7 protein-coding genes, 1 rRNA gene and 1 riboswitch are annotated in these 13071 nt (G+C 48.3%); of the genes, 1 reads left to right on the forward strand and 7 read right to left on the reverse strand.

The genetic code is table 11. The annotated features are described in order from the left end of the window. The 5 genes from ACFQ03_RS16345 to ACFQ03_RS16365 form a co-directional block, all read right to left on the reverse strand. Window positions 1-70: ribosomal RNA gene (locus ACFQ03_RS16345) — 16S ribosomal RNA — on the reverse strand; the annotation flags it as partial. A gap of 568 nt (window positions 71-638) precedes the next feature. After that, window positions 639-2309 (reverse strand): DUF4855 domain-containing protein, encoded by a 1671-nt coding sequence (locus ACFQ03_RS16350; protein ID WP_186328502.1) that lies wholly within the window; start codon window positions 2307-2309, stop codon window positions 639-641. A gap of 671 nt (window positions 2310-2980) precedes the next feature. Next, on the reverse strand, window positions 2981-4351 hold the full coding sequence (locus ACFQ03_RS16355; protein WP_379289447.1) for an NCS2 family permease: 1371 nt from the start codon (window positions 4349-4351) through the stop codon (window positions 2981-2983). A gap of 123 nt (window positions 4352-4474) precedes the next feature. Continuing rightward, window positions 4475-4575: riboswitch (purine riboswitch) on the reverse strand. 267 nt (window positions 4576-4842) lie between these two features. After that, window positions 4843-6033 carry an MFS transporter gene (locus tag ACFQ03_RS16360; RefSeq protein ID WP_379289449.1) on the reverse strand — a complete coding sequence of 397 codons (1191 nt, stop codon included), beginning with the start codon at window positions 6031-6033 and terminating at the stop codon, window positions 4843-4845. Window positions 6034-6143: 110 nt separating this feature from the next. Next, the gene (locus ACFQ03_RS16365; RefSeq protein WP_379289451.1) at window positions 6144-6728 is read right to left on the reverse strand and encodes a TetR/AcrR family transcriptional regulator; all 585 of its coding nucleotides are present in this window, start codon (window positions 6726-6728) and stop codon (window positions 6144-6146) included. A 347-nt stretch (window positions 6729-7075) separates the two neighbouring features. Between ACFQ03_RS16365 and ACFQ03_RS16370 the strand changes: the two genes are divergently transcribed. After that, window positions 7076-8566 carry an MDR family MFS transporter gene (locus ACFQ03_RS16370; protein ID WP_379289453.1) on the forward strand — a complete coding sequence of 497 codons (1491 nt, stop codon included), beginning with the start codon at window positions 7076-7078 and terminating at the stop codon, window positions 8564-8566. A gap of 341 nt (window positions 8567-8907) precedes the next feature. On the opposite strand, the gene guaA is transcribed toward ACFQ03_RS16370, so the two are convergent. Further along, window positions 8908-10446 carry a glutamine-hydrolyzing GMP synthase gene (guaA, locus tag ACFQ03_RS16375; protein ID WP_379289455.1) on the reverse strand — a complete coding sequence of 513 codons (1539 nt, stop codon included), beginning with the start codon at window positions 10444-10446 and terminating at the stop codon, window positions 8908-8910. Window positions 10447-11321: 875 nt separating this feature from the next. Then, window positions 11322-13071: transglutaminase-like domain-containing protein (locus tag ACFQ03_RS16380; protein ID WP_379289457.1), on the reverse strand; the 1750-nt coding region annotated here is incomplete at its 5' end.

A 13071-nucleotide genomic window follows, 5' to 3' on the forward strand; every position in this document is an offset into this window, starting at 1 on the left:
TCCGCTCGACTTGCATGTATTAGGCACGCCGCCAGCGTTCGTCCTGAGCCAGGATCAAACTCTCCGAAAAATTCCCCCAAAAAGTGAAGCGATGCTTCGTAGCGAAGTCCGACTACTTTTCGGGGACCCCCGGATAAAACCGAGAGTTCCAAAGAGCGATTAGCTCATTAATTCGTTCATTCATTGACGCGGATACGGTCCGAAAACCGTATACGCACTGGCTTCATTCATTTCACTCGTTGTTCAGTTTTCAAAGGGCAATGCTTGTTTGTCGCTTTTTGTCGTAGCTTGTCTTATCGAAAGCGACCTTTGTATCATAGCACATCTGAAATTACTTTGCAAGCTCTTTTTAAAAATTTAAAACTGGATCTGCTGGAAACCCGGACCAGTACGTCCTGGTGCTTCCGTATCATTTAACATCCAGCTTGTTGATTCTTGATCTGTGCTGAGCACAAAACATTTGAGCAGCGAAAACTAATGTATCACAGAACGGGCAGCCCGTCAACACACTTTTACATAATGCGGTTCACTTCGACAATAAATTGTTCCCTCCCTAACGCCTTGGTGATTTAGAACGATATCCAAAAAAAGACGAATAAGGGGAACTTAATCCCCTACATTCGTCTAAATGATCAAGGTTAATTCGGCTGCTTTTGGTAAGTGCCTTTAACAAATTGATACGTCCAATCGTACAGTTCGCGAACACGGGGATCACTGCTGCGGGAGCTGTGCAGAAGAGCATCCACCCCTTGGTAATAGGCCTTGAACGCCCCGTTCATATATCCGTAATCTACCCCGCCGTTCAAATAATCTATATAGAGGTTCCGAAAAGATTCATCCTCGTTCATGCGTTCATCCGTTTCTATCTCTATGCCGAGTCCGTGATGCTGGGCCAGATAGGCTGCAGCCTCCACCCGAATCCGATCCATCCCGTCAAAATAATGATTCGGCTGAAGCGCAGTCGCATCAAAACCGAGGCTGCGCGCTGCAAAATTATAATTGGCGCCATAATACGGTATCCAGAAAAACTTCTGCTTCCTCTCATGAACAAGGTCTCTCGTATACTTGAGCAGATCTGCATCCGAAGTCTTGCCGCTGGCGACACTTTCCGCGAGCCAGTACATGCCGACCAGCTCCAGACGGTCATAATTCCCCTTCTGCCACCGCTCCTTAACCTGATTCATATACCAGTCGATAGCCTTGACGCGATTAGCGTAAGCAGCTTCTTCGCCTACTTCTTCCGGCACGAAGCTTTCAGATACACCATCGCCGTCGATATCGCCGAAATCGGAAATGGTTTCATCCGGATTAGGAATCATAATCACCACTTTGACTTTATGGCGGGCATCGCCAAGCTGATCCCCCGCCTCCTTAACCGCCTCATTCAACTGGTTTAATTCCCCATCCTCTTTAAAGGTCTTGTCCAGGTACCATTTCCAATCTTCCAGAAGAGCCGAGTAACCGAAATCCCGTTGATAATCCGGCGTTCGGAGCCCCAGCAGCAAAACCCCATCATACATCCAGTCTTGCGGCACTCCGTTCTCGTCTACATAACTGATATATGGAATGATATTTTCTTTCTTCCAGTTTCCGCGATTCTGATCATACTGCCCGTTATACATCAGGATCATATTGCGAATGCCTGCCGTATCCTTGCCAGGTTTCAAATAATCAGGAGAAACCGGTTTCAATTTGAAAGCTTTATCGGCCTTGCCGTCCACTCCCCAAATCTCTATTTCGTCCATGAAAACCCAAATCTGCGCCGTTACCGCAATTTTTACATAGCGCGCATAGATCATCTTGGCATTCTTGGACGGATGAGGAACGCCATCCTGCTCTCCATCCCAAACGTAGTCATGACCGGAGGGCGGCTTCTCCGTCCATAACGGGACCGCTGAATTCATATGCTTGACCGGGGCCCAATTCTGTCCGTCTTCCGATACATAATAAGAAACGATGTTGGGAGTATAGATTCCCGCGCTGTTATTATACAGATAGTGCGACTGAATACGCCCGATGGATTTGTTCTCGCCCAAATCGATCGTAATTTCCCAGGGTTTGCCGCGCAAGAAAGCGATCCAATTCCCATCTGTATAGGAATTGATATCCCCATACTTCCCATCCGTCAGCTTATGGCCGTTATCCGGATAGTTTTCATGCGGAGCCTCCGAATAGGTGTAAGTTGCCTCTCCCGCCAAATTTCTCATGGCCTCCGGTTCTTTAGCCTCCGCATACGCCAAGTGGCAGGTGGACATAAGAATGACAAACGTCATAATGAAGCCTGTCCATTTCCTTCGTTTCCTAGTCATTAATACAACTCCTTTCATTGATCAATTTTCGACGCCAAAAGCTGGCTGCTGCCCTGCTGCAGAAATTCCCGCAGAAAGCTATGTAGCACGGTATCTTTTCCAGCTTATCACCAAGTGTATCAGCCGCAGTGACAGCACCTTTTGAATATCGTTCACAAAATTTGTAGAATTGTCCAAATGAAATCGAACTGGTCTGCTTCCTTTTTTCTAATGGTTGCCACAGCCGTAAATTCGCCGATTATAGCCATTTTCAAAATCTAACGGTTGCGAGCGACCTTATTTGGCCTTTTTCCATAGCCTGGAGATGAAAATCGCGCAAATAGCGGTGATGACAACCATTAGAATTTCAGGTCGGCCATTTTGGAGGAAATAGCAGCGGTAGCAACCGTTAGACCTACAGAATTCGCAAAAGATCGCGGTTTATCCGATAGTACGGAATCGCTGTCGCGGTTTTTCCGCCTGCTGCCATCAGTTTGCTGCTCAAATAAAAAAAAGGCTCCTGACGAAGCCCTTTCGAAGAGAATAACCCCGGTATTAGCGGAAGCTTTTTTATGCCAATGAGAAAGTTGTTCCATTTTAATACTTGAACTTAAACTTAAAAAAAGGGCGCATATCGCACCCTTAGAAACCCTTAGAAACTGCTATTTTTTTATGTGAAAAGGACTCGCGTTTTACTCCCCGCCCATAAGTGCATAGCGCAATATAATCAGAATGGCGAGAGTCCACATCAGCCAGTGAATTTTATGCTTACCTTTGCCCGCAACCAGCGCCAGCACGACATAGGCTACAATTCCGAGCGAAATTCCGTTCGCAATACTGTTCGTGAAAGGCATGAATACGATAGTGAAGAACGCCGGGATAGCGACTACTAAATCTTGGAAATCGATCTCTTTAACAGACTGCATCATTAGTAATCCGACGATAATAAGAGCAGCCGCAGTAGCCGATCCGGGAATCAAGGCGACGACAGGCGCCAAGAACAGTGCGAGCAAGAAGCAGATTCCGGTGGATACCGCCGTCAAGCCGGTTCTTCCGCCTTGCGCTATTCCTGCAGAGCTTTCCACGAAGGCGGTCGTTGTGCTTGTTCCGAGCATAGCCCCTCCGCTAACGGCAAATGCGTCCACGAGCATCGCTTTGCCGACCCGCTTGCGTCCTTCCTCCGGATTTTTCATAATGCCGGCCCGGTTCGCGGTTCCTACCAGAGTACCGAAGGTATCGAACATTTCAACAAATGTAAAAGTAAGAATGACCGAAACAATACCTACATTTAAAATTCCGGCGGAATCAAACTGGAAAAATTCCAGATATCCGAAATTAGGAAGCCATGGAGTTTGCGGATTGTTGAGCGTCGAAAAGTCGACTTGGCCCATCAGCATCCCAATGATGGTTGTACCCAAAATACCGAACAAAATAGCCCCTCTTACTTTCAGAACCATAAGCAGTGAAATTAACAGGAGGCCGATCAGTACAAGCTGAACATTCGGATCCTTCATGCTTCCCATATGAAAGACCGTTTCAAAGGATAGAAGATCGGTATAAGTTCCTTTGGGTACATCGTTCAGTGTTTCTACAGATACGGAAAGAAGTCCGCTGTTCTTAGCGCCGATCAATGTAATAAACAGGCCGATACCAACAGTAATCGCATGCTTGATAGAATCAGGCACGGCAACCAGAAGAAGCTGGCGCACCTTTGTAATCGTCAGAACGATAAAGATGATCCCGGAAAGAAAAACAGCCGTTAATGCCATTTGCCAGGTCATCGCCCCGTTGGAGGACAGAATGACGGTAGCAAAATAAGCGTTCAGCCCCATGCCCGGAGCAAGAGCCACCGGAAAATTAACGAACAATCCCATGGCAATGGTGAATATCCCGCCCGCCAAAGCCGTCGCGAGAAACACCGAATACCATTCCATGCCCGTTGCGGAGAGAATATTCGGATTGACCGCCAAAATATACGCCATCGTCATGAAGGTCGTGATGCCTGCCATAATCTCCGTTCTTACGTTAGTGCCGTTCTGTTTCAGTTTGAAAAAACGGTCCATTGCTTGAGACTCCTCCCAGAATTATGGTTAGAACAACAAAAAAACCTAAGGCAGTCATGACCTTAGGCTTCGTAAAAAAGCAGAAAAACAATCTGACTAAACAAACCGCTCGTTTACCCGTGATTGCTTTCCATGCATTTTCGTAGCCAGATCATTTACGGTGACCTCGTAGAAACTCTCGGGCCAATTCCCGAGATTATACGAAAAAGCTTATATTCAACACCTTCATTTTAGTTATGGTTATCGTTCTTGTCAACCACAAATCCGAACATTAGAAATAATTTTCAAAACGATGTTCGTAATACGGTCCCGAAATTTCCATTATATTCAAGTTGCCCTTGTGCAATTGGTTGAAAAATGTTGGTTTCGGTGTTTTTGTACGTTCCTCACACGAATATTCTTCTTTCAGCGCAGCAGCCGGCTCGAGATATTGGTGATGAAAAGGTTTCAACGGCTTCCCTTCTTAGACCCGACGATGATTACCCTTTGTTTTATTGCAGATTACCTTGCCTATTCGAAAGGGAGATGGAAAGAAGAAAAGAAAATAAACCAACCAAGGTAATAAACCCTGCAAACCAGCTTAGTGAGGTATAGGAATAATGATTGCTAATGATTAATCCTCCCATTGCCGATCCTAGGGCAATACCTAATTGCATGAAAGATGTATTAACCGCAATAATCATATCCGCTAATTTTGGAGCCAAAGATCTCAGATAGGTTTGATTCGCGGGAGTCGTCGCCCAGCCGGAAGCACTCCATGCCATCATGGTCAGAAATAAAAAGATAGGATATTCCCCAACCAGCGGGAGTAAAAACAATGTGAGTGTCCTACTGCCTATCGTTACTAATAACGTCTTCTTGACGCCCCACTTGTCTACGCTATAACCACCTATATAACTTCCTAGAATACCAAATATGCCCAAAACAAAGAATGCTACCGTAATTTCTTCCATATTAAAACCGGCCAGATTATGCAGAAAAGGCGTGAAATACGTATACAGAGAAAATTGGCCGATAAATATTAACGCACTCACCATCTGCACCGTTACCATTGCGGGTTTCCGTAAGATAGAAAACTGTGTTTTTAGCGATACTGGTTCCTCTCCTTTTACCTTTTGAGTAAATAGCCAGATTCCTAGCACAGGAAGAAGAGTAACAAGCGCCACAAAAATGAACGTCATTCTCCATCCGAATGTTTCTCCTACAACTGTCCCTAAAGGTACCCCTAAAACCAATGAAGAGCTAAATCCCATAACCGTTGTTCCGATTGCTTTCCCTGCTTTTGCGGGAGGGACTAGTTTGGCGGCAAATGCAATGGAAGACACGCTAAATATCCCGGCACTAATTGCAGCAATAATTCTTGAGATCATAAGAAAGATATAATTCGGACTAATGGCCGCAATGACGTTACTAAGGATAAAAACGAATAACGAGAGTAATAACAGCTTTTTCCTCTCTATGCGGGAGGTTAACGTAATGAGAATAGGTGTACCTATTGCGTAAATGACAGCATAAATAGTCACGAGCTGTCCAGCGGTTGCGACCGAAACACCGAGGTCAACGGATATCAGTTTCAAGACTCCGGCAAAAACTAATTCAACTGTCCCAACAACAAACATCCCTATAGCGAGCATCCAAATACCCAGACTCGTCTTAGAATCAATCCTTTTGTTGTTTTCCACAATATCACTCCTTTTTTTGACCATTCGGTCTAATATGTATATAAAAAAATCCTGTAAAAGGATATTATAGACTGTTCGGTCTAAAAATCATAAAAAGAAAGGGTCATAGGTTAGTCTAGGACCGAGAGTGTAATTTTAACAATATCATTTAAAACAACGGGATTCGAAGTGGATTTAGATGCAATAAACAAACTATATCGAGCATTGTTCAAGAATCGCGCAAGTGCCATAAGATCATTGTGCCGCTTACCTAATTCACCTTCTTGTTGTGCGCGGATTAATGCCCGATAAAATGCGGACACTTCATGTTCCATGTTAGTTTCAACCAATCTTGAAATTTCCTGGTCATGTGGCGCAAGTTCTATCGCCGTATTTATCATAAAGCATCCTTTTTTTCGTTCTTCATCAACGAGAAATTTTACTAAATCGTAGAAAACAACCGTGATCGATTCCTTTGGCGAGCCATATCTTTCAAGCGCATCATTCAGAAAAGTTAACTTCTGATCCGCATAATGTTTTAAAGAGGCTAAAAATAAGTCGTGTTTATTTCCATAGGTATCATACATACTTTGCTTTGCAATTCCCAAATGTTTCAGCAGTTCTTGAAGGGAAGTACCCTTATAGCCCCGATACCAAAAGACTTCCAACGCTTTACTAAGAACCTCTGCTTTATCAAATTCTTTATGCCGTGCCATGTGCCCCTCCCCCTTTCTTTTAAAAGAATAACATTTTCGGAACGAATGGTCAAAAATATACGAACCTTTTCCCTCCTTATAAACGACCACCTGTAATTTGGATCCACGCAGTTTTATTTATTGACAAATTTTAGTTATTTAAGATACTATTTAAACATAAATATTTAAAAAGTTGAGCCGATCTCCTGTAACAAAAACCTTACTGCGAGCAACTCGGCGCACTTCATATCTTAATGTCGATGTTGGGTAGTGATGAACATTATGGCGATATTGTTATGTATAAATAAGTGTCCCCCCTTATTTGGAAGCATTACATGCTAATCTAAATAAAGGAGGATGCTTGTAACGTGAACAGGAATCGATCGATGGTTATGATCTCTATTTTTGTCGCTACTTTTTTAGCGGCTGCAGAGTCATCGATTGTTACAACGGCCATGCCTAAAATTGTTGCTTCCCTTCAGGGCATCGAGCTTATGAATGGGGTATTTACGGTTTATTTGCTGGCCTCTACCGTTACTGTATTAATTTTCGGCAAGCTGTCTGATTTGTACGGGAGGAAGCTTATTTTCGCCGTTGGCGCAGCTATTTTCTTGATCGGTTCCGCCCTATGCGGGCTAGCCCAGACGATGGAGCAATTGATTGCATTCCGGCTTGTTCAAGGAATCGGAGCCGGTGCTATTTTGCCGGTCACACAGACCATCATTGCGGATATTTATCCCTCGGAAGATAAACGGGCTCAGATGATTGGGCTTACGGCTTTCGTTTGGGGAGGAGCGGGTGTGATTGGGCCTCTGCTTGGCGGCTTCTTCGTCGATTATGTCTCCTGGCATTGGATTTTCTTTTTCAATATTCCGTTTGGTCTGGCGGCTATCCTTCTCATGGTGATGTTTCTACAAGAAAAGACGGAGAAAAGCAAAAAAACAATTGATTACTGGGGCATCATTACCTTCTCATTAAGCATGCTATCTTTATTATATGCTGTTCAGAAGGGTGGAGAGGGGCATTGGCTATCGGGGCCGGTCCTTTGGTATATAGCCGCTTTCGTCGTGTTGATGGGGTTATTTTTATGGATAGAGACGAAAGCAAAGGAACCGATCTTGCCCCTGCATATGTTTCGGGAGCTTAAAATCGTGTCGGCCAACTTCCTGCAATTTCTCGTGAATGCGATCATTATGGGGACGTTAGTGTATATGCCGATGTGGTTCCAGGGGGGATGGGGAACGGGAGCGATGGAAGCGGGACTTATGCTCGCTCCCTTAGCGATTCTCTGGGCATTCGGTTCCTATCTATGCGGTAAAATGCTTGTGCAGCAAGGGATAAGAGTGACCTCATTCACAGGCAATATGATCCTGATTCTATGCGGAGCGTGGCTCGCGGCCATGCAATTAACGAGCGGTACGTACGGCTTTTACTTGATTTCCGCATTGCTCGGCATTAGTTTCGGTATCACCGTGACCTTATATACCGTTGTCGTTCAATCCGCAGTCGATTCTTCCTTAAGCGGAGTGGCCACAGCGACCAATTCGCTGTTTCGTTCATTAGGACAAATGTTGGGGGCTTCCATGTTCGGAAGCTACTTTAACTCCCGGATTGTTCATCACATGGCGAACGATAACTTGGAAAATGCGGATATCAATCAAATGAACAAATTGATCAACGCATCAGGCACCGATCAGCTTCCCCCTTCGATGCTTTCGCAATTGCAGCATATTCTTGTTTCCGGCATCCATGATGTTTTTATCGTGTTTCTGGGGTTAGCAGTAGTATGTGTGTTAGCAACGATGTTATTGCCAAAATCCAAGCATGGCAGAACGGATAGTGTAACCAAGCCCCAATAGGCAGTTTCGTAGGAGGTCAACCTGGGTTAGATTGCAGGTTGACCCTTTTTTATTGAAAATTCTAAAATCCATTGGTAAACAGAGTTGACCCAAGGTATATTGAATGTACAAAGAACCTCTCTTTCTGGGTAATGGTTGGGGGTACTTCCATTTACCAAAGGGGGGTTCTTTTTGTTTGACGAAATAAAAAAGAGGGTGTCCCTCAGTCATCTATGATCACTGAGGGACACCCTCCTTTTCCTCTTACGGAATTTTGGCGGAGCTTTAATTGTTTTTCCGTTCTAAGTCCCACCCAAAAATGGCAGCCAATTCAGCGTTTCACTTCAAATGCACTTAGTGAATTACTCCCACTCTATCGTAGCCGGCGGCTTGGATGTAATATCGTACACAACGCGGTTGACGTTCTCGACTTCATTGACAATCCGGTTGGAAATTCTTTCGAGCACATCAAACGGAATCCGCGCCCAATCAGCCGTCATTCCATCGATCGAGGTAACCGCCCGAACTCCGACCGTGTACGAGTATGTGCGGGCATCGCCCATCACGCCGACGCTCTTCATATTCGGCAATGCGGTGAAATACTGCCAAATTTCCCGGTCGAGACCGGATTTGGCAATTTCATCTCGCAGTACCGCATCCGATTCGCGAACAATCTTGAGCTTCTCCTCCGTCACTTCGCCGAGAACGCGAATGGCCAGTCCCGGTCCCGGGAAGGGCTGGCGCCATACGATCGCTGAAGGAAGACCGCACTCTTCCCCGACCTTGCGCACCTCATCCTTAAACAAAGCCTTCAAGGGCTCGACCAGCTTGAACTTCATATTTTCGGGAAGTCCGCCTACGTTATGATGCGATTTGATCGTCTGAGCCGTAGCGGTTCCGCTCTCGATAATATCCGTATAGAGCGTTCCCTGAGCCAGAAATTCGAAGTCGTCGAAGCGAGCCGATTCTTCCTCGAACACCCGGATAAATTCCGTTCCGATTATTTTCCGCTTCTGCTCCGGATCCTCGACGCCCCGTAATTTGTTCAGGAACCGTTCGCTGGCATCGATTTTGACGACCTTCATATCGAATTTGCCGACGAATGTCTCCATGACATCTTCCGCTTCCCCTTTACGGAGAAGACCGTGGTCGATAAACATACAGGTCAACTGATCTCCGATCGCTCTATGGACCAGCATGGCCACAACCGAAGAATCCACTCCGCCGCTCAACGCACAAAGGACCTTGCCGCTGCCCACCTGCCGACGGATATCCTGGACCGTTTCTTCAATGAACGATTCCATGCTCCAGTTGCCTTCACAACCGCAAATGTTATACAGGAAGTTGCGAATCATCTCATTTCCGTATACCGAATGGCGAACCTCGGGATGGAATTGCACGGCGTACATATTTTTGCCCGGGTGGCTGATCGCCGCAATCGGCGCGTGCTCGGTCTTCGCTTCAATGATAAATCCTTCCGGAAGCTCGACGACCATATCTCCGTGGCTCATCCAGACGACTTGCTTGCAATCCAGATTATGCATCAATGCGCTGTCCGCGCGAAACTCCACCTCGGCCTTGCCATACTCGCGCTTCTCCGCACGCTGTACCTTCCCGCCCATCTGATGAGCCATCAGCTGCATGCCGTAGCAGATTCCGAGCATCGGAATGCCCAGGTCATAAATGGCCGGGTCAACATGCGGGGCTTTCTCTTCGTACACGCTGGAGGGTCCGCCGGAAAAAACGATTCCTTTAGGAGCCAGCTCCTTGATTTTGTCCACGGGTGTATTGAATGGCAGCAATTCGCTGTATACACCCAGATCGCGAATCCTTCTCGCAATCAACTGATTGTATTGACCACCAAAGTCCAACACCACAATCATTTCATTCGGTTTATTCATCCCGTACCTACCCTTTATCAGTATTGTCAAACCGGCCTGTAAAACCGGCTTGTCCTCTTCATAATGAAGTTAATTATATAGGACATAAAAGAGGGGCGTCAAGAATGGCGCAGGAGAGCCAGCGCCTAAGCTTCTATGGGGCAAATGGGAGAAGCGGTTTCTTTTGTTTGGAGCAATTAATTTATGCATTACATCCGGCGCAATTCCGGTATTGTCCTGAAAGACCAGCAAAAGTGCATGTCTTTCGGCGGACATCCGGCAAATTCTTAAAAAGACGAGCAAATCTGCAGGTCAATCCCCGTCAAACGTGGAAAATCGGAAAATCCGCAAAATCGCCAAATTCAACTGCACTTTTGCATGTGATTTGCTGATTTTAGCTAAAATCGTTCCGAAGACCTGCATTTTTGTCGGTCCTTGCTTATTCATGCTTTTACAATCGCGCGAGACTCCCGGCGTTCGGTGTTCGGCGTCGCATGACGGTGCTCAACCTATTGCGGATTCTTGTCACTAAAACTCACCTGGGCCAAAATCATCCTGATGAGGGGATAGCAGCAAAATGGACGCAAAAGAGGAGCCCTCGACAGCCGGGCCCCTCTATGCAAACGACGGTTTATGAATGTTTAGGCAAGGATGTGACCGTAGCGGTCGTCATTGGGGATGGCTCCCCTGCCCAGCCTCCCCTTGATACAAACCGCAGCACCGGTTCAACTTTTGGCCTCATCATCCAGTGTGTTCAGCCACGATATGAACATCTATCTAGAGGGGCAACAACCTGCCCATGACTCTCCCGGCCCCGTAATGGTGCTGCCAACCGGGTGATCAGACCCTCATCTGCTGCAACCACTTCACTGTAAGCTTCGCCGGAGCGGCAAGAATTACCGAATCGTCCGGATCTCTTTCTGCTCGATCGCCTTCTGGAGCTGACGGCGAATGCGGGTAAGCTGCTCGCGGGAAGGCAGATTCGCATATGGCCCCCCAAACCGGGCGTTCTCATAGAGCTTGGCCCATTCGGCCAGCAAACCGGCCGATTGCTCGTTAGCAAATTGCAGCGATCGGATATATTCCCGCAGAGTATGGTTAGAAGGCCTCTTTCCCAGCGAGCGGTAGAGCATCATCCAGATTTTGTCCATGCTGTGCATCAATTCGCGGTCCCCGTTCCGCCTCGTAGGTGACCAGGCAAGCCTGCTCCTCCTTCTCTCTTTCCAGCGTGCCATAGCAAGGGCAGCGAGCAGGAGCGTGAGCACCAGGCCCATGATTAGGAAAAGCGGCCCGGGTTTAGCTCCGGGGAGCATGCGCATAACCCCTTCCATTCCGCCGCTAAACCATTCCGACAGCGCCTTCGCTCCTTCACGGACCGCGCTCAGCAGCTTGTTTTCCTCAGCTCGCTGCTGCAGCGGCCGCTCCCCTTCAGCGCTGGTTCCGGATTGAGTCCCCTCTTCACCGGAAACCCCCGTTTGGAGGTTCTCCCCGTCTATACTTGCGGCCTCGAGCCCAGTCTCCTCCAACATGCCCCATTCCGCCGGCTCCTGTTCCCCGATGAACCCCGAACCTAATCCGTTACGGCCGTCGGGCGAGCCTGCTGCGCCGCCTCCGGCTCCGTCATATCCGGGTGTCGGCTCGAAAGGCACCCATCCATAGCCCGGGAAATACACTTCCGGCCAGGAATGAGCATGCAGATTGCGGACCGTTGCTTCATAGCGCGGGCCGGCTTGCCCGGTCGGACTTGAAGCCGCTTCACCCGAAGCTATGGAACTCCCAACAGTCTCCGCATCTACAAGTCGGAGCTCTCCCGGAGCGAAGCCTTTGGCCCAACGGGCCGGGACACCCGCTGCCCGCAGCAAAACGACCATGGATGTGGAGAAGTAGTCGCAATATCCGGTCCGATGCCCGAATAGGAACGAATCGACGAAATCGCCCGGCCCCGGCGGAGGAACCCCTTCCAGGCTGTAGGTAAAATTGGTTTTCAAATAGGTCTCGATCCGTTTAGCCCGTTCATAATCGTTGGCCGCATCCTTCGTCAATTGCTCCGCCAAATCTCTCACCCTCTGCGGAAGAGACTCAGGAAGCTGCCAGTACTGCTCGCCTACCTGCCGCCTATCGGGCGAACCCGCCGCAGACAGTCTTTCCGCCCGGGTTTCCGGCAAGGCCACCTTGATCTTGTAGGAGAGCAGAGGATGCGGGCTGTCCGCAGACACAGCATCGGATAACGGGTGATAGGCAGTCTGTTCGACCGCCAGTGCGCCGCCGTCCGCTGCCTTAAGCTCCTCCACGGCGATAATCTGTCCCCCTGCAAAAAGCAGGTTCCCCGGCGCCCCGTCGAAGAACAGCGCCTCCTGCGTTATAACCCGCTGGCCCTGTGGCGGCTCGGGAAGGGCATCGCCGATGGCAGCGGCTTCCTCCGGCGGGATTCCGGGCGGCAAGGGCGCTGCTCCGTTAGCGAAGGAGGCCTCCTGCCCGGTGACGCCGGACGACGACCCGTCCCCGGCGCCGCCCAACGGGCGGGCCTCCGCCTCGCTGCCGGACAGCGACCACCCGCGCCCGTCGTACACGTCCCGCGTCTCGCCGCGCCAGTAGGTGGGCTCGTCCGTCCGCGCGACGAAGGCGACGCCGTTGTCGGGCGTCACG

Origin of the sequence: Paenibacillus residui (assembly GCF_042677205.1) — a bacterium.
Lineage (GTDB): Bacteria > Bacillota > Bacilli > Paenibacillales > NBRC-103111 > Paenibacillus_L > Paenibacillus_L residui.